The following is a 26,069-nucleotide window of genomic DNA, read 5'->3' on the forward strand; positions in this document are numbered from 1 at the left end:
GCCGTTGCAGTGAATCCCCGTTAGATGGCGACGCGTCGCCAGCGCCTGAAACGGATAAAGAAGCGTCCGCTGTCTGAGCGAAGCGAGTTTCGGACGCTTCCCGTTTCAGGTGCTGGCGGCGCGTGCAGTCCGCGCAGCGGACCGCCATCGTAGGGGTCGCCTTTTTTGCCCCACTTTTTTGGCGAAGCAAAAAAGTGGGTCGGCTGCCGGGCCGAACACCCGGCTACTCCCCACGGCAGTGAAGCCTCAACGTTTCACCCGTCAGCAGACGCAGCATCGGCGCCTTGCGCTGTGGCGCGTATTCCTGACGTGCAGCCGTTGTCAACTGCAAAAGCGGCTTCGCGACGGTGCGCCTGCTGGCAGATGAAGCAATACCGTCTGGCCTGCCGGACGACCTAGCCGGGTTTCGGCCCGGCAGCCGACCTACTTCTCTTGCTTCGCCAAGAGAAGTAGGCAAGAGAAGGCGACCCCGATGATGGCGCCCCGCTGCGCGGGGTGCACACGCCGCCAGCACCGAAATCGGGAAGCGTCCGAAACTCGCTTCGCTCAGACAGCGGACGCTTCTTTATCCGATTTCGGCACTGGCGACGTGTCGCCATCGACGGGGATTCACTGCAACGGCAACCGCAACCGCAACCGCAACCGCAACCGCAACCGCAACCGCAACCGCAACCGCAACGGCAACCGTCGCTGCGCGGCGCTAACGGCAACAGCAACGCCAACCGCAACGGTCGCTACGCGGAACGTCAACCGCAACAGTCGCTACGCGGAACGTCAACCGCAACAGTCGCTACGCGGAACGTCAACCGCAACAGTCGCTACGCGGAACGTCAACTGCAACCGTCGCTGCGCGGAACGTCAACCGAAACAGTCGCTGCGCGGAACGTCAACTGCAACCGTCGCTATGCGGAACGTCAACCGCAACAGTCGCTACGCGGAACGTCAACCGCAACAGTCGCTACGCGGAACGTCAACCGCAACCGTCGCTGCGCGGAACGTCAACCGCAACAGTCGCTGCGCGGAACGTCAACCGAAACAGTCGCTGCGCGGAACGTCAACTGCAACCGTCGCTACGCGGAACGTCAACCGCAACGGTCGCCGCGCGCAACGCCACCACCACGCTAACGCCCGCGTCCATCCTTCAACGCGGCGGCTGCGCAGCCACCCCTCTTACTCCCCCTCCATCCCACACATCTTCCGCAGCAGATAAAGCATCGCCACCCGCTCCGCAGGATTCAGATTCCCGAACGTCGCCTCCGACACCGCAAGCGCCGCCGGCACCGTCGCATCGATGATCTCCTCGCCGGCCGGCGTCAACGACACCAGCACCTTGCGCCTGTCATGCGCATCGTGCGAAACGCGGATCACCTCCCGCGCCTTGAGCCGCTCGATGATGCCGCGCATCGTCGCCTGGTCGATGGCGGTGGTCTTCACGATCTCGCTGAGCGAGCAGGAAACGAACTGGCGCACCGCGCATAACACCACGAACTGTGCCGCGGTGAGCTGCGCGTCCGAGATCGTGTGCTGGAAGATGGCGACATGCCGCTGGTAGGCGCGACGCAGCAGGTGGCCGACCTGGTCCGAGAATACATACTCGGCCGCGGGCGCTGGATTCGGGGAGTCGGGAGTAGGCATGGGACGATTGATTTCCGGTGGGGGACGCTGCGGTTGCGCTTTATTCTGAGGGCACGGCTATCGTTTTGCAATGGCGGGGTATATCGGACACGCCGGAAATATGCGGCGTGTACGCCATGTCTGCCAGGCGTGGAACCATGTCGGCCGTGCCCGCATGGTGCACCCCGGCCGGTACTGGTGCATCGTTGCACCACCAATGCCTGAGAGTGACGTGAACGGGGCCGGGCGGCGTCGCTTGGCTTGGTCCCAAAGATTGCGGTCTCGATGGTTTACTTTACCGGATACTACGTCTACGCTGCATATCTATGTCGCCTACGTGATTTCGCGATCTGCTTTGACAACGTGGGCGGCCGGCATGGGAAAATCGGCCTGCCAGGTTTGCCTGGAATGAAGCTTGCATTACGGTTTGCGCGCTAATCTCAACCTAGGAGCAGAAATGAATTTCAGATATTCGGTGTTGTACGCGGCGATTGTGGCGGTCACTGGTTCGGTCGGGATGGCGCATGCGGCCGACACGATCAAGATCGGCGAGATCAACAGCTACAAGGCGCAGGCTGCTTTCCTGGAGCCGTACAAGAAGGGCATGGAGATGGCGCTCGAGCAGGTCAACGCGGGCGGCGGCATCATGGGCCGCAAGCTCGAGCTGATCACGCGCGACGACAACGCCAATCCGGGCGACGCGGTGCGGGTTGCGGAGGAGCTGATCTCGCGCGAGAAGGTCGACGTGCTGATGGGCACCTTCCTTTCCAACACCGGCCTGGCGGTCACCGACTTCGCCAAGCAGAAGAAATTCTTCTTCCTGGCGGCCGAGCCGCTGTCCGACAAGATTGTCTGGCAGAGCGGCAACCGCTACACCTTCCGGCTGCGTCCATCGACCTATATGCAGGTGGCGATGCTGGTGCCGGAAGCGGTCAAGATGAAGAAGAAGCGCTGGGCCGTGGTCTATCCCAACTATGAATACGGCCAGTCGTCGGTGGCGACCTTCAAGAAGCTGATGAAGGAACAGCAGCCCGACGTCGAGTTCGTCGGCGAGCAGGCGCCGGCGCTGGGCAAGATCGACGCCGGCGCGGTGACGCAGGCGCTGGTCGACGCCAAGCCGGACGGCATCTTCAATGCGCTGTTCGCAGCCGACCTCGCCAAGTTCGTCCGCGAGGGCAGCACCCGCGGCCTGTTCAAGGACCGCGCGGTGGTCAGCCTGCTGTCGGGCGAGCCGGAATACCTGGACCCGCTGAAGGACGAGGCGCCCGCCGGCTGGGTCGTCACCGGCTATCCGTGGCAGACCATCGCCACGCCCGAGCACAAGGCCTTCCTCGACACCTACCAGAAGAAGTACGGCACGCATCCGCGGCTGGGCTCGGTGGTCGGCTACTCGGCGGTGATGTCAATGGCGGCCGGCATCAAGAAGGCCAACAGCACGGACAGCGAAAAGCTGGCTGACGCATTCAAGGGCCTGGAAGTCGACACGCCGATGGGACGCATCACCTACCGCGCGCAGGACCACCAGTCGACGATGGGCGCTTACGTCGGCGCGCTCGCCGTGAAGGACGGCAAGGGCGTGATGGAAAACGCGGTCTACAAGGACGGCGCGAAGTTCATGCCGTCGGACGCCGAAGTCAAGGCCGTGCGCGCCGCCGACTGAGGCACGCGGCAACGCCAGTACTACCGCCGCACCGCCCGTCCGAAGACGGGCGGTGCGCTCCCTCCACCACGCTGCCATCCTGTCACCGCCATGAATCTTTCCAGCCTGTGTATCCAGCTTCTCAACGGACTGGCCGGCGCGTCGTCGCTGTTCCTGGTGGCGGCCGGCCTGTCGCTGATCTTCGGCATCACCCGCATCGTCAATTTCGCGCACGGCTCGCTGTACATGCTGGGCCTCTACATCGCCTACACCGCGACCGGGTATTTCGGCGGCGGTTTCCTCGGCTTCTGGGGCGGCGTGCTGGCGTCGGCGCTGGCGGTCGCCGTCATCGGCGCGCTGATCGAGATGCTGCTGCTGCGGCGCATCTACCATGCGCCCGAACTGTTCCAGCTGCTGGCCACCTTCGCGCTGGTGCTGGTGATCAAGGATGCCGCGCTCTATATCTGGGGCGCCGAAGAGCTGCTGGGCAGCCGGGCGCCCGGCCTGTCGGGCTCGATCGAGCTGCTGGGCCAGCGCTTCCCCCAATACAACCTGCTGCTGATGTGCATCGGTCCGGCGGTGCTGGGCCTGCTGTGGCTGCTGCTGACGCGCACCCGCTGGGGCTCGCTGATACGGGCGGCCACGCAGGACCGGGAGATGGTCGGCGCGCTCGGCGTCAACCAGGCCTGGCTGTTCACCAGCGTGTTCGCGCTGGGCGCCTTCCTGGCCGGGCTGGGCGGCGCGCTGCAGCTGCCCAACGAGCCGGCCAGCCTGAACCTGGACCTGCAGGTGATCGGCGACGCCTTCGTGGTCGTGGTGGTCGGCGGCATGGGCAGCATACCCGGCGCCTACCTGGCCGCGCTGCTGATCGCGGTGACCAAGGCGATCTGCGCCGGCATCGGCACCGTGCATGTGCTGGGCATCGATTTCTCGTTTTCCAAGCTGACGCTGGTGGTCGAATTCCTGATCATGGCCATCGTGCTGGTGGTGCGGCCGTGGGGCCTGCTGGGAAGGCCGCAGGCGGCCAGCCGCAATGCGACCGACGCCGAGATGCCGCTGCGCCCGGCCAGCGCGCTGGTGCGCAACGGCGGCTGGCTGCTGCTCGCCGGGCTGCTGGCGCTGCCGCTGTTCAACAGCAGCTTCCCGTATGCGCTGACGCTGTCGATCGACCTGCTGATCGCGGCGCTGTTCGCGGCCAGCCTGCATTTCATCATGGGCCCGGCCGGCATGCATTCGTTCGGCCATGCCGCCTACTTCGGGCTGGGCGCGTACGGCGCGGCGCTGTTCCTGAAGGCGATGTCGCTGCCGATGGAGCTGTCGCTGATTCTTGCGCCCGCCATCGCCGGCCTCGGCGCGCTGCTGTTCGGCTGGTTCTGCGTGCGCCTGTCCGGCGTCTACCTGGCGATGCTGACGCTGGCCTTCTCGCAGATCGTCTGGTCGGTCATCTACCAGTCCGATGAACTGACCGGCGGCAGCAACGGCATCGTCGGCATCTGGCCGGCGGCCTGGCTGGCCGACAAGAGCCATTACTTCTACCTGGCGCTGGCGGTCTGCGTCGCCTGCATCCTGCTGATGCGGCGCATCCTGTTCTCGCCCTTCGGCTACGCGATGCGCGCCGGCCGCGACTCGCTGCTGCGCAGCGACGCAATCGGCATCGACGTCAAGCGGGTGCAGTGGATGGCCTTCGTGCTGGCCGGGCTGTTCTGCGGCGTCGCCGGCGCACTGTTCGCGTTCTCGAAAGGCAGCATCTCGCCGGAAACCATCTCGGTCGGGCGCTCGGTCGACGGCCTGGTCATGGTGCTGCTGGGCGGCGTGCAGACGCTGACCGGGCCGCTGGTCGGCGGCGTCGTCTTCACCTGGCTGCAGGACCTGCTGGCCCGGGAGACCGAATACTGGCGGGCGCTGCTGGGCGGCATCATCCTGCTGCTGGTGCTGGCTTTCCCGCAGGGCATCGTCGGCTTCATACGCAACCGTTTCGACAGGGAAGAGGTGCAGCAATGAGCCTGCTCCAGGTAAGGAATCTGAAAAAGTCCTATGGCGGCGTGGCGGCGGTGGCCGACGTCTCGTTCGACCTGCCGGCCGGGCAGCTGCTGGCGCTGCTGGGGCCGAACGGCGCCGGCAAGACCACCTGCTTCAACATGGTCAACGGCCAGCTGCGGCCCGACTCCGGCTCCATCCTGTTCGACGGCCACGAGCTGGTCAACATGGCGCCGCGCAATATCTGGCGGCTGGGCGTCGGCCGCACCTTCCAGATCGCCGAGACCTTCGGCTCGATGACGGTGGTGGAAAACGTGCAGATGGCGCTGCTGTCGCGCGAGAAGAAAATCTTCCACCTGTGGCGTCCGGCCGCCAGCCATTACCGCGACGAGGCGATGGACCTGCTGTCCCAGGTCGGCATGGAAGCGCAGGCGGCACGCCCGTGCAGCGTGCTGGCCTACGGCGACGTCAAGCGGGTCGAACTCGCGATTGCGCTGGCCAACCGGCCCAAGCTGCTGCTGATGGACGAGCCGACCGCCGGCATGGCGCCGCAGGAGCGCAATGCGCTGATGGCGCTGACCAAGAAGCTGGTGGTGGAACGCAATATCGCGGTGCTGTTTACCGAGCACAGCATGGACGTGGTGTTCGCCTATGCCGACCGGATGATCGTGCTGGCCCGCGGCAAGCTGATCGCGGAAGGCGACGGCGAGACCATACGCAATCATCCCAAGGTCAAGGAAGTGTATTTCGGCTCGGGCAGCACTTTCACCCGCAAGAAAAAGGAAGCGGTATGAGCGACGCGCTGCTGAAGGTGGAAAACCTCGACGCCTGGTACGGCCGCGCCCAGGTGCTGTTCGACCTCGGGCTGGAAGTGCGGCGCGGGGAGGTGGTGGCGCTGATGGGCCGCAACGGCGCCGGCAAGTCGACCACGATGAAGGCCGTGATGGGCCTGCTCGAGCGCAAGCGCGGCAGCGTCCGGTTCCTGGGCCAGCAGGTATGCGGACTCGACCCGTTCCGCATCGCGCGGATGGGCCTGGGCTTTGTGCCGGAGAACCGGCGCATCTTCACCGACCTGACCGTCATCGAGAACCTGGAGATCGGCCGCCAGCCGCCGCGGCCGGATATTCCCGAATGGACGCATGAGAGGCTGTTCAAGCTGTTTCCCAACCTCGGCGAAATGCCCGGGCGCATGGGCGGCAGCATGAGCGGCGGCGAGCAGCAGATGCTGACGGTGTCGCGCACGCTGATGGGCAACCCCTACCTCGTGCTGCTCGACGAGCCGTCCGAGGGCGTGGCGCCTGTCATCGTCGAGCAGATGGCCGGCATGATCCTGGAGCTGAAGGAGAAGGGCGTGTCCATCCTGCTGTCCGAACAGAACCTGCATTTCGCCGAACTGGTCAGCGACCGCGCCTATGTGCTGGAAAAGGGGCAGATCCGGTTCGAGGGCAGCATGGAGGAACTGGCGGAAAACCAGCAGGTGCGGAAGGCGTACCTGGAGGTGTAGACGGGAAGCCGGGCAGGCGCTGCATGCCGGAAAGCCGGCCTCGGCGCGACGCTGGCCCGGATGATGAAAGGCAGCCTGGCCGGACGCTTGTCAAAGCGCCGCCCGGCCGGCTAGCGGCGCGCTATTCGAGTTCGATCGTGCCTTCGAATTTCACGTTGAGCTTGATCCCGGCGACTTCCAGCGTCATGGTCGCCGGGAATTTTTCATTTCCGCTAATGCTCTTGTCGGCAAGCGCCTGCGCCACCGCCTTTTCGATTTCATTCTGCGAACTGACGCCCACCTTCTTGAGGAATTTGCGCAGGCTCAGGTTAAAAGTCTCTTCGTTCATTGCTGGCTCCTTTGATTGATTGCGGTTTTTATAGGGTAGGTCCGATACGGCTTGCCCCGGAATTATAAATAGCCTGGTTTCGCCCTGGCTGCGAACCGGCCAAACGTTTCGCCGCTATCCCTTGATTCTGCGAAAGCTTGCGCCGATTGCGCGCGTCGAACTCGCCGCACCCGGCCCCGTCAGCCGCGGGCCGCCTCCCCGAAACACGCGGCGATCACGCCGCGCAGCCACTGGTTGCCGCTGTCCTGGTTGTAGCGGCGGTGCCAGAAGACGCTGGTGTGCAGCGCCGGCAGGCGCAGCGGCGGCTGGATGGTCGCCAGCCCGAACGGCCCGCACGCCTGCTCGGCCAGCCGGGCCGGCACCGTGACCACCATGTCGGTGCTGCTGACGATGTACGGCACCGCGGTGAAATGCGGCACCTGGAAGTTGACCGAGCGGACGACGCCGGCCTTTTCCAGCCGGGCGTTGATTTCGTCATAGGGACTTTCCCGCGACGTGACGAACAGGTGCTGGGCGCCCAGGAATTCCTTCATGCCGATCCTGCGGCCTTCGAAGCGGTGGCCCTGGCGGAACATCGTCAGGTACTGCTGGCTGAACAGCCGGCGGTGGAACAGGCTTTCAGGCACGTCGGTGAATGCGCCGATCGCAAGGTCGATCCGGCCGGTCTGCATGTCCTCCTGCCAGGCCACTTCGCTGGCGCGCATCGAGCGGATGCCGACGCCCGGCGCGACCTTCATGCAATGCGCGACCAGCGCAGGCATGAAATGGATTTCCCCGACGTCCGTCATCGCAATGACGAAGCGGCGTTCGCTCGCGGCCGGGTCGAACTGCTCCTGCTGGTTCAGCGCGGCCGTCACGCCGGCCAGCGCCTGCGCGACCGGCTCGTAGATCCGCTGCGCATACGGCGTCGGCTGCATGCCCTGCCCGGTGCGGACGAAGAGTTCGTCGCCGAAGGTGCGGCGCAGGCGCGCCAGCGCATTGCTGACGGTGGGCTGGGACACGCCCAGGGTCCTGGCGACCTGCGAGACATGGCGCGCCTGGTACATCTGCTGGAACAGCACGAGCAGGTTCAGGTCGAGGTCCTTGAGTTCGCGCATTATTGATTTCATCAATACCGGAAATTTCGATATTGCTATTCTAAAGGGTAGCCTGTTTGCCTATATTGGCGACTTGCTGTTTCCGGTTTCACAATGCCGGTTCCACGCTTCCCGCTGCAAATTTCCCGTTTCAAATTTTCCATTACAGATAACGGATGGCAATCATGAACGACGCATCCCGCCCGCCGGCCGCATCCTACCTGTCCGGCTTCGGCAACGAGTTCGCGACCGAGGCGCTGGAAGGCGCGCTGCCGGTCGGGCAGAACTCGCCGCAGCGCGCGCCCTACGGCCTGTACGCCGAGCAGATCTCCGGCACCGCCTTCACCGCGCCGCGCAGCCACAACCGGCGCTCGTGGCTGTACCGCATCCGCCCGGCCGCGGTCCACCTGCCGTTCACGCTGGTCGAGTCGCCGGCCCTCGTGTCGGACTTCGCGACCGTGCCGCCGACGCCGCCCAACCAGCTGCGCTGGGACCCGCTGCCCATGCCCGCCGCGCCGACCGACTTCATCGACGGCTGGTTCACGATGGCCGGCAACGGCGCGCCGGACGCACTGCATGGCTGCGCGATCCACCTGTATGCAGCCAACCGGCCGATGCAGCAGCGCTATTTCTACAATGCCGACGGCGAGCTGCTCATCGTGCCGCAGCAGGGCCGGCTGCAGATCGACACCGAGATGGGCCGCATCACGGTCGAGCCGCAGGAAATCGCGGTCATCCCGCGCGGCGTGCGCTTTCGCGTCGAGCTGCCGGACGGCGAGGCGCGCGGCTACATCTGCGAAAACTATGGCGCGCTGTTCCGGCTGCCCGACCTCGGCGTCATCGGCTCCAATGGCCTGGCCAACCCGCGCGACTTCCTGACGCCGGCCGCCCGCTACGAGGACCTGGAAGGCGACTTCGAGCTGCTGGCGAAATTCAGCGGCCGGCTGTGGAGCGCGCGCATCGGCCACTCGCCGCTGGACGTGGTGGCCTGGCATGGCAATTACGCGCCGTACAAGTACGACCTGCGGCGCTTCAACGCGATAGGCTCGATCAGCTACGACCACCCGGACCCGTCCATCTTCCTGGTGCTGCAGTCGCCCAGCGACACGCCGGGCGTCGACAGCATCGACTTCGTGATCTTCCCGCCGCGCTGGCTGGCCGCGGAAAACACGTTCCGCCCGCCCTGGTTCCACCGCAACACGGCCAGCGAATTCATGGGCCTGATCCACGGCGCCTACGACGCCAAGGCCGAAGGCTTTGTGCCGGGCGGCGCCAGCCTGCACAACTGCATGTCGGGCCATGGGCCGGATGCGGACACGTTCGCAAAGGCCAGCGGAGCCGACACCAGCCGCCCCGGCAAGGTTGCCGACACCATGGCCTTCATGTTCGAGACGCCGGCGGTCATCAAGCCGACGCGGTTCGCGCTGGAGGCATCGCAGCTGCAGAGCACCTATTTCCAATGCTGGCAGAACCTGGCAAAAAATTTCAATCCGGAGACAAGATGAACCAATCGAACGCGACCGTCGCGCCTGCAGTGAAAAGCTGGGTGGAAAGCGCCAACCTGCCCGACTGCGAATTCCCGCTACAGAACCTGCCGTATGGCATATTCCAGGCCGCGGGCGGCGCGCCGCGCGCCGGCGTCGCCATCGGCGACTTTGTCCTCGACCTGGCGGCGCTGGCCCGGGCCGGCCTGCTGCCATGCGAGGCCGGCGTGTTCGAGCAGCCGCGGCTCAACGACTTCATCGCGCTCGGACCCGAAGCCTGGAGCGCCGTGCGCGCCCGGCTCGGCGCGCTGCTGGCCAGCGGCGACGCAACGCTGCAGGGCGATGCGGACCTGCGCAGCCGCGCGCTGGTGGCGCAGTCGGACGCGACCATGCTGCTGCCGGTCGAGATCCCGGGCTATACCGACTTCTATTCATCGAAGGAGCATGCGACCAATGTCGGCATGCTGTTTCGCGACCCGAAGAACGCGCTGCTGCCCAACTGGTCCGAGCTGCCGATAGGCTATAACGGCCGCGCCTCGTCGGTCATTCCCAGCGGCACCCCGGTGCGGCGGCCCAACGGCCAGATCAAGCCGCCCGACCAGGAACGCCCGGTCTTCGGCGCCTGCCGCAAGCTCGATATCGAACTGGAAATGGGTTTCATCGTCGGCGTGCCCAATGGCCTGGCCGAGCCGGTGGCCTGCGCCGACGCCGAGCGCCATATCTTCGGCATGGTGCTGCTGAACGACTGGAGCGCGCGCGACCTTCAGGCATGGGAATACGTGCCGCTCGGGCCGTTCAATGCGAAGACCTTCGCGACCACGATCTCGCCGTGGATCGTGCCGATGGCGGCGCTGGAGCCGTTCCGCACCGCGCAGCCGGCGCAGTCGCCCGAGCCGCTGTCCTACCTGCGGCACGACGGCCCGCATGCGTTCGACATCGAGCTCGAGGCCTGGATCAGGCCGCAGGGCGCATCCCGGCCGAGCCGCATCAGCCGTACCAATTTCAAGTACATGTACTGGACCATGGCGCAGCAGCTGGTGCATCACACCTCGTCCGGCTGCAACACCCGGGTCGGCGACCTGATGGGTTCGGGCACCATCAGCGGCCCGACGCCGGACTCGCTGGGCTCGCTGCTGGAAATGACATTCAACGGCCGCGAGCCGATCACGCTGGAGACCGGCGAGAAGCGGGCCTTCATCGAGGACGGCGACGAGCTCGACCTGCGCGGCTCGTGCCAGGGCGACGGCTACCGGGTCGGCTTCGGCCACTGCAGCGGCGTGGTGCTGCCCGCGCTGGATGCGCGATAAGCAGGCCGCTGGCGGTTCCTGCTGTTAGACTTCGGGCTTGCAACCGGCGCAAACAGGCGCCTCAACAGACTGGAACCGCATTGAACGACCGTTTAACCACCGACGAATACGACGCCCTCAGGCAGGTCGCCCAGGGGAAGAAGCAGGAGCGCGTCAGCGCCTGCGTGGCCCGCAACACCAAGCGCCTGACCGGCCTGAAGTTCATGGCCTACGGCAAGGACAAGCGCCTGGCGCTGACCGAGAAGGGCCAGCTGACGCTGTTCGTCAAGCGCTGCGTCGATGCGCTGCGCGCGGTGGGGTCCGGCTCGGCGACGGCCGTCGACGCCGATGTCGCCGTCTTCCTGCAGAAGAAGGGCCATATCGTGCCGGCGGCAACGCCCGGGCAATTCGAGATCACCCAGCGCGGCCGGGAATCGCTGGCCGATATCGACGCGGAAGGCCGCTAGCGCCCTCGATGCCGCGGCCCTGCGCCGCGGGGCAGGGCCGCGGCGCGCAATTCCGGCGATGGCCGGCAGCGCCGCATCGGCATCAGCGCATCGATATCAGTGCCAGCCAGCGACGGTCCGCCAGAGCAGCCCCACCGCCACCATCGCCGCCACCAGCGCAAAGCCGCGCTGCAGATGCGCCCCCGCCAGACGCGTCGCGACCAGGCGCCCGGCCAGCATGCCCGCCAGCCCGCCAATGCAGAACGGCAGCGCCGCGACCACGTCCAGGTTGCCGGCCACCGCGCTCGACACCACGCCGGTCGCCGACACCATCGCGATGACCGCGAGCGATGTCGCGACCACCGCATCCATCGGCAGGTCGGTATAGCTGCGCAGCGCCGGCACCATCACGAAGCCGCCGCCCACGCCCAGCATTCCCGACAGCAGCCCGGCGACCGCGCCGGCCATCGCCAGCACCCGGGCGCACGGCGCGGTCCAGACGAAGCGGCCGGTGCCGGCGTTGCGCACGCAGGGCGGCGGGGCGGCCCGTGCGCCGGCCGCGGCGCCCTGCCGGCCGGCCTGGCGGAACGTCCGGTATGCGACGAAGGCCAGCACCAGCGCAAACGCCACGGTCAGCATCCGGTTGTCCACCCGGTGCGCAAGCCACAGGCCGATCGGCGACAGCAGCATGCCGGCGGCGGCGATCAGCAGCGCGGCCCGGTAGCGCACGATGTGCGCGCGCAGGCCGAGCCCGGCGCCCAGCGCGGCGGCCATGCCGACCGCCAGCAGGCCGATCGGCCCGGCCTGCGCGATGCTCATCCCGGCCCCGAAGATCAGCAGCGGCACCGCGAGGATGCCGCCGCCGGCGCCGGTCAGCGCCAGGATGGCGCCGGTCACGACGCCCAGGAACAGGTAGAGCTGCATCATCGGCTCCGCGCGGCAGGACTCACTGGTTCGCGACCTTGCAGGTGTGGATGCCCAGCAGCGTGTACAGCGGGCACCAGCGGAACAGGCCGGTGCCAAGCGGCACCAGCCCTAGCAGCGCCCAGCCGCGCTGCCCCTCGTCGAGCACGAAGAACAGCGACAGGATGACAAGACCGGCGACGATGCGCAGCGTACGGTCGACGCTGCCGACATTGGTTTTCATGATGGACTCCTTTAGGTTAACTGCAATGAACTGCGGATGAACCGTTGTCTGGCCAAACGTGAATCAGGCGGGCTGATTCGTCTCGGCGGGCGTGTCGGCCAGCTCCGGCTGCACCATCCATTCGCGTCCCTTGAGCATGCCTTCCCAGTACAGCGGCGGCAGGATGCGCTCCTTGAGCAGCCACGCCAGCCGCGAAGGCCGGGTGCCGTCGATCAGCCACGACGGGAAGCTGGGAGCGACCTTGCCGCCATACAGGAATTCGGCCAGCACGATCTTGCCGCGCTCGACGGTCAGCGGGCACGAGCCGTAGCCGTTGTAACGCGCCTCGCCGGCGACCCGCCCGAGCGCCGCCAGCACGTTGTGCGCTACCACAGGGGCCTGCGCGCGGGCCGCCGCGGCGGTCTTCGCATTCGGCGTATTGCCGGCGTCGCCGAGCGCGTGGATGTTGCGCCAGGACTTGTGCCGCATGGTTGCCGGGTCGATGTCGATCCAGCCCGCCGCGTCCGCCAGCGGACTGGCGCGGATGAAGTCCGGCGCGGTCTGCGGCGGCACCACGTGGATCATGTCGAACGGCTCCTCCACCAGTTGCCGGCTGCCGTCGGCCTCCATGCGGGAAAACGTCGCGACGCGGCGCGGGCCGTCGATGGCGGTCAGCGTGTGGCCGAAATGCAAACCGATGCGATAGGCCCGCACGTATTCCATCAGCGCCGGCACGTAGTCGGCGACGCCGAACAGCGTCGCGCCGGCGTTGTAGAAGCGGATGTCGGTCTGGTCCAGCAGGCCGTTGCGCCGCCAGTGGTCGGCCGACAGGTACATCGCCTTCTGCGGCGCACCGGCGCACTTGATCGGCATCGGCGGCTGCGTGAACAGCGCCTTGCCGCCGCGCAGCGACTGCACCAGTTCCCAGGTATAGGGCGCCAGGTGATACAGGTAGTTCGAGGTCACGCCGTTATGGCCCAGCGTCTCGGCCAGGCCGTCGACCGCATGCCAGTCCAGCTTCAGTCCCGGGCAGACGATCAGTTCGTGGTACCTGACCAGGCGGCAGCCTTCGAGCACCACCGCGTTGCGCTCCGGCTCGAATGCCGCGACGGCGGCCTTGATCCAGTGGGCGCCGCGCGGGATCAGCGAACCCATCGTGCGCACGGTGTCCCGCGCCTGGAAGGCGCCGCCGCCGACCAGCGTCCAGCCCGGCTGGTAGTAATGGACGTCGGCCGGGTCGATGATGGCGACGTCGAGGTCGGGAGTGCGCGCGAGCAGGCTGGCGGCGACCGCGATGCCGGCCGCGCCGCCGCCGACGATCGCCACGTCATGCTCGGCCTCGGCGACTTCGAGCGGCGTGCGCCGGGTGTCGGCGATGCGGCGGGCGACGCCGCGCAGGTCGTAGCCCGCGCCGGCCGCAGCGTCGATGATGGCGGCCAGCGGCAGCCTGTCCGCCTGCGACAGCGCCCACAGCGTGGTCGAGCGCATGCCGGTCCGGCAGTAGGCCAGCACCGGGCCGGGCAGGCTGGCGAGCAGCGCGCCGAACTGCCATCCCTGAGCGTCGCTGAGCTTGCCGGATTCCGCCGGCAGGTAATGCGCCCCGATGCCGACGGCCGCCGCGGCCTGCTCGATCTCGGTAAACAGCGGCTGGTCATTGCCTTCGCCGTCCGGACGGTTGCAGATCAGCGAGCGGAAGCCGGCAGCCTTGATCGCGTCCATGTCCGCCGGCATGACCTGCGGCGAGACCGACAGGTCGGGGGTGAGGGTATGTAGCTGCATGCTTGTCTCCCTAGGTTGTAGAAGCCCGTTTCATGTCGGTCACAGCGCATCGACCGGGATCTTCAGGTAGCGCCGGCCGTTCTCCTCGGGCTCCGGGAAATGGCCGGCGCGCATGTTGACCTGCACCGACGGCAGGATCAGCACCGGCATTTCCAGCGTCGCATCGCGCCGGGTGCGCATCGCGACGAACTCTTCCTCGCTGATGCCGTCGCGCACGTGGATGTTCTGCCTGCGCTCGTCAGCCACGGTGCTGACGAACTGCACCGGCCGGCCATCCGGCTGGTAGTCGTGGCACATGTACAGCCTGGTCGCGGGCGGCAGGCTCAGCACCTTGTTGATCGAGCGGTACAGCGTCTTTGCGTCGCCGCCGGGGAAGTCGCAGCGGGCGGTGCCGTAGTCGGGCATGAACAGCGTGTCGCCGACGAAAGCGGCCTGCTCGGCGCCTTCGGTGACGACATAGGTCATGCAGGCCGGGGTATGGCCCGGCGTGTGCAGCGCGTACGCGTCCAGGCTGCCTATCCTGAACTGCTCGCCGTCCTCGAACAGGTGGTCGAACTGGCTGCCGTCGCGGGCGAAGCCGGCGCCGGCATTGAACAGGTCGCCAAACACCTGCTGCACGGCGGTAATGCGGGCGCCGATGCCGACCTGGCCGCCGACATGCCGCTTCAGGTAGGGCGCGGCCGACAGGTGGTCGGCATGCACGTGGGTCTCCAGCAGCCACTGCACGGTCAGGCCGAGTTCGGCGATGCGGGCGAGCAGCTTGTCGGCGCCGGCGGTGCCGGTGCGCCCGGACTTCGGGTCGTAGTCGAGCACGCTGTCGACGACCGCGCACTTGCGGGTTTCCCGGTCGATCACCAGGTAGCTCACGGTCCAGGTGCCGGGGTCGAAAAAGCCTTCAATCTGCATCGGGTTCGGGGCGGTCATGATGTCTCCGTCATTGATGGCGACTGGATGTCGCCGGATGCCAACGCTATTGCAAGCGCCATACCAGCCTGCATGGCCCGGAACCGTAAAATGTAAGTATTTGATTTATAAAGGTTTTTAAGGGGTATCCCGGAATCCGGCTTCCACGGACGCCTGCCAGGGCGCGCCGGCTGTCAGTCCGTGGCAGTCCCTGGCAGTGTCCTGGCAGTCGCTGGCAGTCCGGGACAGGCAGGCGCATACTGTCCGCATCGTCCACGCATAGGGAGCATTGCAATGCAGTCCGCCCAGGTCCAGGCGCTGGTTTCCTACCTCGAGCAGGAAGCGCAGCCGATGATCGTGCTCGATACCGACTACAACATCCTTGCCGCCAATACGGCCTACCAGCGCCAGTTCGGCGGGACCGGCCAGGCGGCGGCGGGCCAGAAATGCTTCCGGGTCTCGCATCATTACGATGTGCCGTGCGACCTGGCCGGCGAGCATTGCCCGATGAAGAAGGCGCTGGAAAAGCGCGGCCCGGACCGGGTGCTGCACATCCATCACACGCCGCGCGGGCCGGAGCACGTGGACGTCGAACTGCGCCCGATCTTCGATGAATCGCGCAGCGTCGTCGGCTATGTCGAACGCCTGGCGACGGTGCGCACCGCGTCGCCGCGGGCCAGCGCCGAGGGCCTGGTCGGCCGCTCCGCCGCGTTCATGGAGGCGCTTTCCGCGCTGCAGCGGGTCGCGCCGTCGATGCTGCCGGTGCTGCTGCTGGGCGAGTCGGGGACGGGCAAGGAGCTGTTCGCGCGGGCGCTGCACGAGTCCAGCCCGCGCGCGAACGGCCCGTTCGTGGTGGTCGACTGCTCGGGCCTGACCGAGACCCTGTTCGAGAGCGAGCTGTTCGGCTACGAGCGCGGGGCGTTCACCGGCGCGGTGGCCCGCAAGCACGGGCTGGTGGAAACCGCGCACGGCGGCACGCTGTTCCTGGACGAGATAGGCGACGTGCCGCCGGGCATGCAGGTCAAGCTGCTGCGGCTCATCGAGACCGGCAGCTACCGGCGGGTCGGCGGCATCGAGGCCCGGCATGCCGACTTCCGGCTGGTGGCCGCCACCCACAAGCCGCTGCGGCAGATGGTGGCCGACGGCCGGTTCCGGCAGGACCTGTATTACCGCATCAGCGCATATCCGATCCACCTGCCCGCGCTGCGCGAGCGCCGCGACGACATCCCGCTGCTGGTCGAGTCCTTCCTGCAGCGCGCCGCCCGGGACGGCCGCGCGCTCAGCGTCACGCCGGACGCGGTCCGGCAGCTGCAGGCGCATGACTGGCCCGGCAATATCCGCGAGCTGCGCAATGTGCTGGAGCGCGCCAGCCTGTTCGCCGACGACAACGTGATCGGCGTCGGGCAGCTGCCGGCCCCGGACGGCGGCATCGCCCCGCCTGCCGTCGCCGCGACCGCCGGCGACCGGCGCAAGCCGCTGTCGGATGCCGAGCTGGCGCGCCTGTCCGCCGGCTTTTCCGGCACCCGCCGCGAGCTTGCCGCGGCGGCGGGCCTGAGCGAGCGCTCGCTCTACCGGCGCCTGCGCGACATCGGCGCGGGCTGAAGCCGGCCGCGGAACGCCGGTGAAGCGCCGGGCGCGTCAATGCGCCGTCTTCTGCGCTTGATCAGTACCGGGCGCCGTGGCAGGCGGAAACTGGGCTCCCGCCTGGCATTGCCCGGCAGTGCCGGCGGCTGCGTGACAAGCTACCGGCTTGCCGTTTCCGACCCGCGAGGTCGCTTCCATCACGTTGGAGGTCCATCATGGCCGACGTCAGTTCACCCACCCAGCCAGCAGTCGACTTTGCCGCCATCAAGAACCGGCAGCAGGCGACCTGGGCTTCAGGCAATTATTCATTGATCGGCGCGACGCTGCAGATCGTCGGCGAAAACCTGTGCGAGGCGCTCGACCTGCGCGCCGGCAGCCGCGTGCTCGACGTCGCCGCCGGCAATGGCAATGCGACGCTGGCGGCGGCGCATCGCTGGTGCGATGTCACGTCCAGCGACTACGTGCCGTCGCTGCTCGAGGACGGCCGGCGGCGGGCGCAGGCCGAGGGCTGGAAGATCCAGTTCCAGGAAGCCGACGCCGAGAACCTGCCGTTTCCCGACGCGTCGTTCGACGCGGTGATGTCGACCTTCGGCGTGATGTTCACGCCCGACCAGGAGAAGGCCGCCGCCGAACTGGCCCGCGTCTGCCGGCCCGGCGGCAAGATCGGCATGGCCAACTGGACGCCCGGGAGCTTTGTCGGGCAGGTGTTCAAGACCATCGGCAAGTACATGCCGCCGCCGGCCGGCGTGAAGCCGCCGTCGCTGTGGGGCACGCGGGAGCGGCTGGAAACGCTGTTCGGCGCGTCCGCCGCGGAGATCGTCACGAACAGCCGTTCCTTCGTGTTCCGTCTTCGCTCGCCGGAACACTGGCTCGACGTGTTCCGGACCTACTACGGTCCGATGCACAAGACCTTCGCCGCGCTCGACGCCGACCGGCAGGCGGCGCTGACGCAGGACCTGCTGGCGCTGATGCAGGCGGGAAACCGGTCGGGCGACAGCACGCTGGTGCTGCCGAGCGAGTACCTGGAGGTGGTCATCGTCCGCCGCTGAGCCGGTCCGTGTCCGGCAACCCGCCCACGCCTGCCGGAGACGCAATAAAAATTGCGTATAATCAACAATTTCGTAGTAAAGTTCCCAGGCAGAACGTCGATAATCAGTTGACGACATGCCGCCAACCCATCGACTGCATCCGTCAGACCCGCAGCCGGCCGGCGAACCGCCGCCGGCGCGGCCGTCGCGCGCAGCGCACGGACATGCAACCCTCACCTGGAAAGAAGAATGCCGATCGAAGTCGTTGACGAGAACGAAACACTGATGCAGTTTTTGTATCGGGCGCCTATCGGGCTTGTGCAGACATCGATCAACGGTGACGTGGAGATGCTCAACCCGATGTCGTCGCGGCTGCTGATGCCGCTCGCGCCGTCCGGCAACCTCGACAATCTGTTTTCCGTGATCGAGCCGCTGCTGCCCGGCTTGCGGCAGACCGTCGCTGAATTCCGCGGGGACGCCGGCGTGCTGTACGACGCGGTGCGCGTCCACCTGGGCGCGGCATTCGACGGCACCGACATGCCGCAGGTGCTGTCGGTGAGCATCATGAAGGTCGACGCCGGCCGGCTGATGGTGGTGCTGGCGGACGTGACGCTGGAAACCCAGCGGGAGCAGGACAACATCGCCCGCAAGCTGCGGCACGCGGCCCATGTCGACACGCTGACCCGCATGCCGAACCGGGCGGCGATCTGCGAACGCCTGCAGCGGATGATAGAGAACAACCGCTCCGGCACCTGCTACGGCGCGGTGCTGTTCCTTAACTGCGACCGCTTCAAGCAGATCAACGATGCGCTCGGTCATGCGATGGGCGACCAGGTGCTCGGGATGATGGCCGACCGGCTGCGCACCACGCTGCGCCAGAGCGACCTGGTCAGCATCTCGACCGAGCCGGACGAACGGCTGGCCGGGCGCATCGGCAGCGACGAATTCGTCGTGCTGCTCGAACGCATACGGCGGCTCAGCGACGTCGAGCAGATCGCAAGCCGGCTGCAGGCCCAGCTTGCCGTGCCCTACCTGGTCGATGCGCAGACCATCACCTGCCACGTCAGCATGGGCGCGGTGCTGCTGAACGTCGCCAGCCACGACGCCGACACCGTGCTGCAGGACGCCAGCATCGCGATGGTCAACGCCAAGCGCGCCGGCGGCGCGCGGCACGTGTTCTTCGACCAGGCCATGCGCGGCCAGGCCGAGCGGCGCAGCGGGCTGGAAGCCGACCTGCGCCGCGCGCTGGCCGAGAAGGAACTGTTCGTGGTCTACCAGCCGGTCGTCGGGCTGCAGCCGGGCGCGGGCGTCGACCGCGGCACCGGCGTCGAGGCGCTGGTGCGCTGGCGCCATCCGAAGCGCGGCATCGTCGGCCCGGTCGAATTCATCGGCATCGCGGAGGAGTGCGGGCTGATCGGCGCGCTGGGCGACTATGTGCTGGCCGCGGCCTGCGAGGACTTCATGCGCTGGCGTACCAGCCTGGGGCCGCGCGCGCCGCGCCTGCTCGCGGTGAACCTGTCCCGCGCCCAGGTCGCCGAAACCGGCTGGACCTCGACCGTGCGGGAAATCCTGCTGGCCACCGGCATGCCGCCGCATCAGCTGCAGCTGGAAGTGACCGAAAGCCTGGCGGCCCAGGACACGGCGGTGCAGCGGCACCTGCACGAGCTCAAGGCGCTGGGCGTCAAGCTGGCGCTGGACGACTTCGGCACCGGCTATTCCTCGCTGGCCAGCCTGCACCTGCTGCCGGTGGACACGGTCAAGATCGACCGGTCCTTCGTCAGCCAGGCCGACACCAGCGCCCATCACCGGGTGCTGATCGAGGCGACCGTCCGCGTCGCCCACAGCCTCGGCATGGACACCGTGGCCGAAGGCATCGAGACCGAGGCCCAGAGCAGGGTGGTGACCGAGCTGGGCAGCGACAAGGGCCAGGGCTATCTATATAGTCGTCCGCTGGCGGGGCCGGACCTGGAAGCCTGGCTGCTGGCGGAATAGGTCCGCCGGAAAAGCGCGTCCCGGCCCGGGACCGCATCGACTTCCTGGTGCAGGGCCGGCGGGCGCATGAACCGAATCCGTGCATGCGCCCGCCATCGGCGCAATTTTCCCTCTCCTCAAGCCGGGTTTCGGCACGCATCCGCCGGAATTCTTCTGGCACATCATTTGCATAGCTTCGATGCGGTCATCAGGCCACGCGGGTTCGCGAAAAAAATTTTCGCGTTTTTTGATTTAATTAAACGTTTAGTTAATATATGATCACCAAACAATTCGCCCCCCAAAAAACCCGAATGGAGACAATCATGCGTCATCTGCGTCATGCCCCGGTACTCGCTGCCGTCCTCTTCGCCTCGTCCGCCATCCATGCCCAGGAAACCATCAAGATCGGGCTGGTGCAGCCGCTGACGGGATCGGTCGCCTACAACGGCAATGCCGACGTCAACGGCTCCAAGCTCGCCGTCGAGGAGCGCAACAAGGCGGGCGGCGTGCTGGGCAGGAAGATCGAACTGGTGATCGAGGACGGCCAGTGCAAGCCGGCCAATTCGGTCAATGCCGCAGAAAAGCTGATCCAGAAGGACAAGGTCGTCGCGCTGTCCGGCGCGTTCTGCAGTTCGGCCACCGCGGCCATCATGCCGGTCGCCGAGCGCTACAAGATGCCGCTCATTACCGGCGTGTCGTCCAAGGCCGACCTGACCGAGAAGGGCAACAAGTACTTCTTCCGCGCCGCCGAGACCGATGCGCTGCTGTCGCGCGCCTTCGCCAAGATCCTGGCCAACGACCTGAAGCTGAAGAATGTCGCCTACGTCGGCGTCAATGACGACTGGGGCCGCGGCGGCGTCGAGGAATTCTCGCGCGACCTGAGCGCGGCCGGCGTGAAGACCGCCGCCAAGGAGTACTTCGACCATGGCACCACCGACTTCTACACGCTGCTGACCAAGCTGCGCGCCAGCAATGCCGACGCCATCTTCGTCGCCGCCGAGACCCAGGACGGCTCCATCCTGGTCAAGCAGATCAAGGAACTGGGCCTGAAGACCAAGGTGTTCGGCGTCGGCTCCTGGGCGACCGCCGACTTCATCCAGCTCGCCGGCCCGGCGGCCGAAGGCATCTATGCGGCGGTGCCGTATGCGTCGACCATGACCAACCCGCGCAACCAGGCCTTCGTGAAGAACTACAGCGCCAGGTACAACGAACAGCCGGGCAAGTACGGCAATGCCGGCTACAACGCGCTGAACATCCTGATGGATGCGATCCAGCGGGCCGGCAGCACCGACGCCGAGAAGATCCGCACCGCGCTCGCCGGCACCGACTACGACGCGCCCAACGGCAAATACCGCTTCACCGACAAGGGCCAGGCCTACGGCTTCTCGCTGGCGCTGGTGCAGATCCAGGACAAGACGCCCAAGGTCGTGTCCAGCGCGTCGATCGACGAGCCGAAGTAAGGAAGGCGGCTAGGACAGGCGATGGATCTCTTCCTGCAATTCCTGGTAAACGGCCTGGTCACCGGCTCGTTCTACGCGCTCTCCGCGCTCGGCCTGACGCTGATCTTCGGGCTGATGCGGGTCGTCAACTTCGCGCACGGCGAGTTCTACATGCTCGGCGGCGTGCTCGGCTGGTTCGTCACCACCCGGCTGGGGCTGGACTTCATCAGCGGCATGCTGGTGGTCGCGGCGGCGATGGCCGCCTTCGGCTGGCTGGTGGACCGCCTGCTGATCGAGCGGGTGCGGGACCAGGGCGAGGAGCCGGGCATATTGCTGACCATCGGCCTGTCGATCTTCCTCGCCAACTCGGCGCTGCTGGCGGTCGGCACCGCGCCCCTGAAGATCGAAGGCCCGGTCGCCAACAAGCTGGTGCTGCTGGGACCGGTCGCGACCACCCAGCTCCGGCTGTTCTCGGTCGCGGTATGCGCGCTGCTGATCCTCGGCGCGCACCTGCTGGTGCGCCATACCCGGCTGGGCCGCGCAATGCGGGCAACCTTCCAGGACCCGATGGCGGCGCGCCTGGCCGGGATCAAGACCGAGCGGGTCTACGCCGCCACCTTCGCGCTCGGCTGCACGCTGGCCGCGATGTCCGGCATGCTGCTCGGCTCGATCTATTCGGCGCAGGTCGGCGTCGGCGGGCTGATCAGCCTGAAGGCCTTCGTCGTCGTCATCCTCGGCGGCATGGGCAGCTTTGCCGGCGCCATCCTCGGCGGCCTGATCCTGGGCGTGGCCGAGGCGATGTGGGGCGGGTATATCTCCACCGGCCTGGTCGACATCATCGGTTTCATCATCGTGATCCTGACGCTGATCTTCCGGCCCTATGGCCTGTTTTCAACCCGTAGCGAAAGGGCCTGACATGAAACTGGAGCGCAACCTCCTGTTCGCCTTCCTGCTGCTGGCTGCCGCGCTGCCGCTGGTGGTGGGCGACCAGTACCTGCTGCACCTGGGCATCATGGTGCTGTTCTACGCGGTGCTGGCCACCAGCCTGAACCTCGTGGTCGGCTATGTCGGCGAGTTCTCGCTCGGCCACACCGCCTTCCTCGGCATCGGCGCCTACACCGCCGCCATCTGCTCGCTGAAATTCGGCATGCCGATGTGGGCCACGCTGCCGCTGGCCGCGCTGGTGTCGGCATTGTTCGGGCTGGCCATCGGCGCCATCACGCTGCGGCTGCAGGGGCCGTACTTCGTGATCGTCACGCTGGCCTTCGCCGAAGTGCTGCGCCTGATCGCCAACAACTGGATCGACCTGACCAACGGGCCGATGGGCCTGGCCGGCGTGCTGCAGCCCAGGCTGCTGGCCGACGGCTCCAACCTGTTCGGCAAGCAGTTCTATTTCTATGTCGCGCTCGGCCTCGCCGCCTGCGCGCTCTACCTGGCCTACCGCTTCGTCTATTCGAACGCGGGCCGGGCCGCCGTGACGGTGCGCGAGAACCGCTACGTCGCGCAGTCGGTGGGCATCCGTCCATTCAGCTATGCGATGCGCGCCTTCGTGCTCGGCGCGATGCTGGCCGGCCTGGCGGGCGGCTTCTATGCGCATTACATTTCCTTCGTCGGTCCCGAGGTGTTCACCTTCTCGTTCATGATCACGATGATCATCGTCGTGCTGGTCGGCGGCAAGGGCACGCTGGTCGGCCCGCTGATCGGCGCGCTGCTGGTGACGCTGCTGGAAGAGTACCTGCGCGAAGCCAAGGAACTGCGGCTGTCCATCTTCGGCCTGATCGTGGTCGCCATCGTGCTGTTCCTGCCGCGTGGCCTGATGGGTTTCCTGACCGCCCGCCGCGAGCGCCGCGGCGAAATCAGCGCGGCGCCGGCGGCGCCGGCGGACGTCGCCGTCGCCAGGGAGGGCGCATGAATGCGATGAATCACCAGTCCGGGCCGCTGCTGTCGGCGCAGAAGCTGACCAAGACCTTCGGCGGCATCACCGCGGTGAAGGACATCAGCTTCGACCTGATGCCGGGCGAGATCCTCGGACTGATCGGTCCCAACGGCGCCGGCAAGACCACCTGCTTCAACCTGATCACCGGCTTCTATGTGCCGAGCGCCGGCTCGGTGTCCTACCGCGGCCGCGACGTCACCGGCCAGAAGCCGCATGCGATCGCGCAGCAGGGCATCGTGCGCAGCTTCCAGAAGACCAATGTGCTGAAATCGCTCAGCGTCTTCGAGAACATCCTGGCCGGGCATTACCTGGAAGGCCGGCAGTCGCTGCTGTCGACCTTCTTCCCCGGCAGCAAGGTGCGCCGGACCGAGGCGGCGCTGCGCGACAGCGCGGCCGACATCGTCCACACGATGGGCCTGTCGCGGCGCATGGATGCGCCGGCCTACCTGCTGTCCTGCGGCGAACTGCGGCTGCTGGAAGTGGGCGTGGCGCTGGCGGCAAAGCCGTCGGTGCTGATGCTCGACGAGCCGGCGGCCGGCCTGAACAGCCAGGAAGCGCTGGCCTTCGGCGAGACGCTCAGGAAGCTGCGCGGCACGCGGGCCGAGTCCATCCTGCTGGTCGAGCACAATATGGCGCTGGTGATGGGCGTGTCGGACCGGCTGGTGGTGATGAACTTCGGCCAGAAGCTGGCCGAGGGCAGGCCGGCCGACATCCTCGCCAACCGCGACGTGGTGGAAGCCTATCTTGGAAAGGCGCATGCATGAGCGCAATCGTCAGCAACACCAACAATGCGATCGGCAACGGCGCCAGCCTGAAGGTCGACCGCATCCGGGTCGGCTACGGCAAGACAGTCGCGCTGCATGGCATCAGCCTGGAAGTCGGCGCCGGCGAAATCGTCGCGCTGATCGGGGCCAACGGCGCGGGCAAGAGCACGACGCTGCGCGCCATCTCCGGCCTGCTGAAATGCGCGGAAGGGCAGGTGACATGGGGCGGCCAGTCCATCACGAACTGGGCGGTCGACCGCATCGTCGCGGCCGGCATCGCCCATTGCCCGGAGGAGCGGCACGTGTGGCCCAACATGAGCGTGCAGGAAAACCTGGCGCTGGGCGCCTACCTCTGCAGGAGCAAGGCGGAAATCGAGCGCCGCATCGGCATCGCCTTCCACCGGTTCCCGCGCTTGAAGGAACGCTCCCGGCAGCTTGCCGGCACGCTGTCGGGCGGCGAGCAGCAGATGCTGGCGATTGCCCGCGCGCTGATGTCCGAGCCGCGCCTGCTGATGCTCGACGAGCCGTCGCTCGGCCTCAGCCCGAAGATGGCCGACGAGGTGTTCGACGTGGTGCGCGAGATCAACCGGCATGGCGTGACCGTGCTGCTGGTCGAGCAGAATGTCCACAACGCGCTGTCGGTCGCGAGCCGCGCCTACGTGGTGGAAACCGGCCGCGTCGCCGCCAGCCGCGACGCGGCCAGCCTGCTCGGCGACCCGGCGCTGCTCAATGCCTACCTGGGCGGCGAAGCGCTGGCCTGAAACAAGACGGCGCGGCCGCCGCCCTGCGTGCGCCGCCGCCGGAAAAGAACTGACACTGGAGAACAACATGGCAAGAGCATTACGGGTCGGCGTCATCGGCGGCGGCATAGGCGGCGTCGCGCTGACCGGGGCATTGGCCCAGCGCGGCATCGATGTCAAGGTATTCGAGCGGGCCGCGGCATTCGGCGAGGTCGGGGCGGGCATACAGATGACGCCGAATGCGGCCAAGGTGCTGCGCGGCCTCGGGCTGGCGGACGAACTGCGGCGCGCCAGCTTCTTGCCGCAGGCCATCGTCGGCCGCAACTGGGCCACCGCGCGGGAACTGTTCCGCACGCCGCTGATCGAGGACTGCCCCAAGCTCTACGGCGCCGACTTCTACCATGTGCACCGGGCCGACCTGCATGCGATGCTGGCGTCGCTGGTGCCGGACGGGGCCGCCGTGCTGTCGACCGCCTGCACCGGCGTGCGCAATGAGGCCGACACCGCAGTCGCGACCTTCGCCGACGGCAGCGAGTACGAGGCCGACCTGATCGTCGGCGCCGACGGCGTGCGCTCGGCCGTGCGCAGCGCACTGTTCGGCAGCGATGCGCCGCGTTTCACCGGCCACATGTGCTACCGGGCGGTGGTGCCCTTTCCCGACCGGCGGCCGGAGTTCGTCAGCCCCGACTCGTCGTTCTGGATGGGGCCGAACGGCCATGTCGTCACCTATTACGTGCGCAGCGGCGCGGCCGTCAATATCGTGGCGGTCAGCGAGACCGCGAACTGGGTCGAGGAATCGTGGAACGCGCCCAGCAGCCGGGAAGAACTGCTCAATGCCTTCAGGGGCTGGCATCCGAACCTGATCCGGCTGTTCGAGCGCACCGCCAGCGTGTTCAAGTGGGGCCTGTTCGACCGCGACCCGATGCAGAGCTGGTCGGTCGGCCGCGTGGCGCTCCTGGGCGACTCGGCGCACCCGATGCTGCCCTTCCTGTCGCAGGGCGCGGCAATGGCCATCGAGGACGGCTACGTGCTGGCCGCGGCGCTGGCCGGGCACGGCCTCGACGTGGCTTCCGCGCTGCGGGACTACCAGGCCGAACGCCTGCCGCGCACCAGCCGGGTGCAGCTCGAATCGCGGGAACGGGGAAGGACGTATCATTTACCGTCGCGGCTGGCGCAGGTCAGGCGTGACGCGATGTACCGGGTCCAAAGCTTGCTTAACCCGCATTCATCCGGTATCAAGGCCAACTGGGTTTATGAATACGACGCCACCGCCTTCAAGCCGGGCAACGCGCAAGCGGCGCTGCGGCAGGCGGCCTGAACAATATGGGAGACATCATGCAGAAGACGTACCGCATCGGCCAGATCGTGCCGAGCTCGAACACCACGATGGAAACCGAAATTCCGGCCATGCTGCTGGCGCGCCAGGCAGTGCGCCCCGAGCGCTT

At 67.1% G+C, this 26,069-nt stretch carries 23 protein-coding genes and 1 pseudogene; 17 read left to right on the forward strand and 7 right to left on the reverse strand.

What is annotated here, in order from left to right:
- Positions 1 to 1,170: 1,170 nt before the first annotated feature.
- Complete coding sequence (locus QOL82_RS27650; protein WP_283445551.1) at positions 1,171 to 1,635, reverse strand: MarR family winged helix-turn-helix transcriptional regulator; 465 nt, start codon at positions 1,633 to 1,635, stop codon at positions 1,171 to 1,173.
- 436 nt (positions 1,636 to 2,071) lie between these two features.
- Here QOL82_RS27650 and QOL82_RS27655 point away from each other — a divergent pair, with 436 nt between their 5' ends.
- From QOL82_RS27655 to QOL82_RS27670, 4 genes are all read left to right on the forward strand, one after another.
- Entirely contained in the window at positions 2,072 to 3,274 is a 1,203-nt protein-coding gene (locus tag QOL82_RS27655) for an ABC transporter substrate-binding protein (protein WP_430438561.1), read from the forward strand.
- 90 nt (positions 3,275 to 3,364) lie between these two features.
- Positions 3,365 to 5,254, forward strand: coding sequence for an ABC transporter permease (locus QOL82_RS27660; protein ID WP_283445552.1), 1,890 nt, complete (start codon positions 3,365 to 3,367; stop codon positions 5,252 to 5,254).
- Positions 5,251 to 6,024, forward strand: a complete 774-nt coding sequence (locus QOL82_RS27665; protein WP_283445553.1) for an ABC transporter ATP-binding protein — start codon at positions 5,251 to 5,253, stop codon at positions 6,022 to 6,024. The genes QOL82_RS27660 and QOL82_RS27665 overlap by 4 nt, the downstream gene beginning before the upstream one ends.
- Entirely contained in the window at positions 6,021 to 6,734 is a 714-nt protein-coding gene (locus QOL82_RS27670) for an ABC transporter ATP-binding protein (RefSeq protein WP_283445554.1), read from the forward strand. Before QOL82_RS27665 ends, QOL82_RS27670 begins: the two co-directional genes overlap by 4 nt.
- Before the next feature lie 121 nt (positions 6,735 to 6,855).
- Here QOL82_RS27670 and QOL82_RS27675 read toward each other — a convergent pair whose 3' ends face one another.
- Positions 6,856 to 7,062 carry a DUF6494 family protein gene (locus QOL82_RS27675; protein WP_283445555.1) on the reverse strand — a complete coding sequence of 69 codons (207 nt, stop codon included), beginning with the start codon at positions 7,060 to 7,062 and terminating at the stop codon, positions 6,856 to 6,858.
- A 179-nt stretch (positions 7,063 to 7,241) separates the two neighbouring features.
- Entirely contained in the window at positions 7,242 to 8,159 is a 918-nt protein-coding gene (locus QOL82_RS27680) for a LysR family transcriptional regulator (protein WP_283445556.1), read from the reverse strand.
- A 164-nt stretch (positions 8,160 to 8,323) separates the two neighbouring features.
- Here QOL82_RS27680 and hmgA point away from each other — a divergent pair, with 164 nt between their 5' ends.
- From hmgA to QOL82_RS27695, 3 genes are all read left to right on the forward strand, one after another.
- A complete protein-coding gene (gene hmgA, locus QOL82_RS27685; protein ID WP_346772322.1) occupies positions 8,324 to 9,643 on the forward strand; it encodes a homogentisate 1,2-dioxygenase in 1,320 nt (439 codons plus the stop codon).
- Positions 9,640 to 10,929 carry a fumarylacetoacetase gene (gene fahA, locus QOL82_RS27690; protein ID WP_283445558.1) on the forward strand — a complete coding sequence of 430 codons (1,290 nt, stop codon included), beginning with the start codon at positions 9,640 to 9,642 and terminating at the stop codon, positions 10,927 to 10,929. The genes hmgA and fahA overlap by 4 nt, the downstream gene beginning before the upstream one ends.
- 80 nt (positions 10,930 to 11,009) lie before the next feature.
- Positions 11,010 to 11,375 (forward strand): hypothetical protein, encoded by a 366-nt coding sequence (locus tag QOL82_RS27695; protein ID WP_283445559.1) that lies wholly within the window; start codon positions 11,010 to 11,012, stop codon positions 11,373 to 11,375.
- Positions 11,376 to 11,471: 96 nt separating this feature from the next.
- Here the strand turns inward: QOL82_RS27695 and QOL82_RS27700 are convergent, their stop codons facing one another.
- The 4 genes from QOL82_RS27700 to QOL82_RS27715 all read right to left on the reverse strand — a co-directional run bounded on the left by QOL82_RS27700 (position 11,472) and on the right by QOL82_RS27715 (position 15,183).
- Entirely contained in the window at positions 11,472 to 12,281 is an 810-nt protein-coding gene (locus tag QOL82_RS27700) for a sulfite exporter TauE/SafE family protein (RefSeq protein WP_283445560.1), read from the reverse strand.
- Positions 12,282 to 12,300: 19 nt separating this feature from the next.
- Positions 12,301 to 12,501, reverse strand: a complete 201-nt coding sequence (locus QOL82_RS27705; RefSeq protein WP_283445561.1) for a YgaP family membrane protein — start codon at positions 12,499 to 12,501, stop codon at positions 12,301 to 12,303.
- Positions 12,502 to 12,564: 63 nt separating this feature from the next.
- On the reverse strand, positions 12,565 to 14,259 hold the full coding sequence (locus QOL82_RS27710; RefSeq protein ID WP_283445562.1) for a bifunctional protein tyrosine phosphatase family protein/NAD(P)/FAD-dependent oxidoreductase: 1,695 nt from the start codon (positions 14,257 to 14,259) through the stop codon (positions 12,565 to 12,567).
- A gap of 39 nt (positions 14,260 to 14,298) precedes the next feature.
- Positions 14,299 to 15,183: an MBL fold metallo-hydrolase gene (locus QOL82_RS27715; RefSeq protein ID WP_283445563.1), complete on the reverse strand. Its 885-nt coding sequence runs from the start codon at positions 15,181 to 15,183 to the stop codon at positions 14,299 to 14,301.
- A gap of 273 nt (positions 15,184 to 15,456) precedes the next feature.
- Between QOL82_RS27715 and QOL82_RS27720 the strand changes: the two genes are divergently transcribed.
- From QOL82_RS27720 to QOL82_RS27765, 10 genes and pseudogenes are all read left to right on the forward strand, one after another.
- Entirely contained in the window at positions 15,457 to 16,764 is a 1,308-nt protein-coding gene (locus QOL82_RS27720) for a sigma-54 interaction domain-containing protein (protein ID WP_283445564.1), read from the forward strand.
- Positions 16,765 to 16,961: 197 nt separating this feature from the next.
- Positions 16,962 to 17,795, forward strand: a complete 834-nt coding sequence (locus tag QOL82_RS27725; protein WP_283445565.1) for a class I SAM-dependent methyltransferase — start codon at positions 16,962 to 16,964, stop codon at positions 17,793 to 17,795.
- A gap of 228 nt (positions 17,796 to 18,023) precedes the next feature.
- Positions 18,024 to 19,766, forward strand: coding sequence for a putative bifunctional diguanylate cyclase/phosphodiesterase (locus QOL82_RS27730; RefSeq protein ID WP_283445566.1), 1,743 nt, complete (start codon positions 18,024 to 18,026; stop codon positions 19,764 to 19,766).
- A gap of 302 nt (positions 19,767 to 20,068) precedes the next feature.
- Positions 20,069 to 21,205, forward strand: a complete 1,137-nt coding sequence (locus QOL82_RS27735) for an ABC transporter substrate-binding protein (RefSeq protein WP_283445567.1) — start codon at positions 20,069 to 20,071, stop codon at positions 21,203 to 21,205.
- A gap of 21 nt (positions 21,206 to 21,226) precedes the next feature.
- On the forward strand, positions 21,227 to 22,099 hold the full coding sequence (locus tag QOL82_RS27740; RefSeq protein WP_283445568.1) for a branched-chain amino acid ABC transporter permease: 873 nt from the start codon (positions 21,227 to 21,229) through the stop codon (positions 22,097 to 22,099).
- A gap of 1 nt (position 22,100) precedes the next feature.
- The gene (locus QOL82_RS27745) at positions 22,101 to 23,096 is read left to right on the forward strand and encodes a branched-chain amino acid ABC transporter permease (RefSeq protein WP_283445569.1); all 996 of its coding nucleotides are present in this window, start codon (positions 22,101 to 22,103) and stop codon (positions 23,094 to 23,096) included.
- Positions 23,093 to 23,884 carry an ABC transporter ATP-binding protein gene (locus tag QOL82_RS27750; RefSeq protein ID WP_283445570.1) on the forward strand — a complete coding sequence of 264 codons (792 nt, stop codon included), beginning with the start codon at positions 23,093 to 23,095 and terminating at the stop codon, positions 23,882 to 23,884. Before QOL82_RS27745 ends, QOL82_RS27750 begins: the two co-directional genes overlap by 4 nt.
- Positions 23,881 to 24,645 (forward strand): ABC transporter ATP-binding protein, encoded by a 765-nt coding sequence (locus QOL82_RS27755; RefSeq protein ID WP_283445571.1) that lies wholly within the window; start codon positions 23,881 to 23,883, stop codon positions 24,643 to 24,645. Before QOL82_RS27750 ends, QOL82_RS27755 begins: the two co-directional genes overlap by 4 nt.
- A gap of 67 nt (positions 24,646 to 24,712) precedes the next feature.
- Positions 24,713 to 25,942, forward strand: coding sequence for an FAD-dependent monooxygenase (locus QOL82_RS27760; RefSeq protein WP_283445572.1), 1,230 nt, complete (start codon positions 24,713 to 24,715; stop codon positions 25,940 to 25,942).
- Positions 25,943 to 25,959: 17 nt separating this feature from the next.
- Positions 25,960 to 26,069 (forward strand): annotated as a pseudogene (locus QOL82_RS27765) (Asp/Glu racemase); the annotation flags it as partial.

This window comes from Noviherbaspirillum suwonense, assembly GCF_900182955.1.
Classification (GTDB): Bacteria; Pseudomonadota; Gammaproteobacteria; order Burkholderiales; family Burkholderiaceae_D; genus Noviherbaspirillum_A; species Noviherbaspirillum_A suwonense.

Excerpts from the sequence above, each read along its gene's own strand:
- QOL82_RS27650 (WP_283445551.1), bottom strand. The coding sequence starts at position 1,635 with ATGCCTACTCCCGACTCCCCGAATCCAGCGCCCGCGGCCGAGTATGTA.
- QOL82_RS27655 (WP_430438561.1), top strand. The coding sequence starts at position 2,072 with ATGAATTTCAGATATTCGGTGTTGTACGCGGCGATTGTGGCGGTCACT.
- QOL82_RS27660 (WP_283445552.1), top strand. The coding sequence starts at position 3,365 with ATGAATCTTTCCAGCCTGTGTATCCAGCTTCTCAACGGACTGGCCGGC.
- QOL82_RS27665 (WP_283445553.1), top strand. The coding sequence starts at position 5,251 with ATGAGCCTGCTCCAGGTAAGGAATCTGAAAAAGTCCTATGGCGGCGTG.
- QOL82_RS27670 (WP_283445554.1), top strand. The coding sequence starts at position 6,021 with ATGAGCGACGCGCTGCTGAAGGTGGAAAACCTCGACGCCTGGTACGGC.
- QOL82_RS27675 (WP_283445555.1), bottom strand. The coding sequence starts at position 7,062 with ATGAACGAAGAGACTTTTAACCTGAGCCTGCGCAAATTCCTCAAGAAG.
- QOL82_RS27680 (WP_283445556.1), bottom strand. The coding sequence starts at position 8,159 with ATGCGCGAACTCAAGGACCTCGACCTGAACCTGCTCGTGCTGTTCCAG.
- hmgA (WP_346772322.1), top strand. The coding sequence starts at position 8,324 with ATGAACGACGCATCCCGCCCGCCGGCCGCATCCTACCTGTCCGGCTTC.
- fahA (WP_283445558.1), top strand. The coding sequence starts at position 9,640 with ATGAACCAATCGAACGCGACCGTCGCGCCTGCAGTGAAAAGCTGGGTG.
- QOL82_RS27700 (WP_283445560.1), bottom strand. The coding sequence starts at position 12,281 with ATGATGCAGCTCTACCTGTTCCTGGGCGTCGTGACCGGCGCCATCCTG.
- QOL82_RS27705 (WP_283445561.1), bottom strand. The coding sequence starts at position 12,501 with ATGAAAACCAATGTCGGCAGCGTCGACCGTACGCTGCGCATCGTCGCC.
- QOL82_RS27710 (WP_283445562.1), bottom strand. The coding sequence starts at position 14,259 with ATGCAGCTACATACCCTCACCCCCGACCTGTCGGTCTCGCCGCAGGTC.
- QOL82_RS27715 (WP_283445563.1), bottom strand. The coding sequence starts at position 15,183 with ATGACCGCCCCGAACCCGATGCAGATTGAAGGCTTTTTCGACCCCGGC.
- QOL82_RS27720 (WP_283445564.1), top strand. The coding sequence starts at position 15,457 with ATGCAGTCCGCCCAGGTCCAGGCGCTGGTTTCCTACCTCGAGCAGGAA.
- QOL82_RS27725 (WP_283445565.1), top strand. The coding sequence starts at position 16,962 with ATGGCCGACGTCAGTTCACCCACCCAGCCAGCAGTCGACTTTGCCGCC.
- QOL82_RS27730 (WP_283445566.1), top strand. The coding sequence starts at position 18,024 with ATGCCGATCGAAGTCGTTGACGAGAACGAAACACTGATGCAGTTTTTG.
- QOL82_RS27735 (WP_283445567.1), top strand. The coding sequence starts at position 20,069 with ATGCGTCATCTGCGTCATGCCCCGGTACTCGCTGCCGTCCTCTTCGCC.
- QOL82_RS27740 (WP_283445568.1), top strand. The coding sequence starts at position 21,227 with ATGGATCTCTTCCTGCAATTCCTGGTAAACGGCCTGGTCACCGGCTCG.
- QOL82_RS27745 (WP_283445569.1), top strand. The coding sequence starts at position 22,101 with ATGAAACTGGAGCGCAACCTCCTGTTCGCCTTCCTGCTGCTGGCTGCC.
- QOL82_RS27750 (WP_283445570.1), top strand. The coding sequence starts at position 23,093 with ATGAATGCGATGAATCACCAGTCCGGGCCGCTGCTGTCGGCGCAGAAG.
- QOL82_RS27755 (WP_283445571.1), top strand. The coding sequence starts at position 23,881 with ATGAGCGCAATCGTCAGCAACACCAACAATGCGATCGGCAACGGCGCC.
- QOL82_RS27760 (WP_283445572.1), top strand. The coding sequence starts at position 24,713 with ATGGCAAGAGCATTACGGGTCGGCGTCATCGGCGGCGGCATAGGCGGC.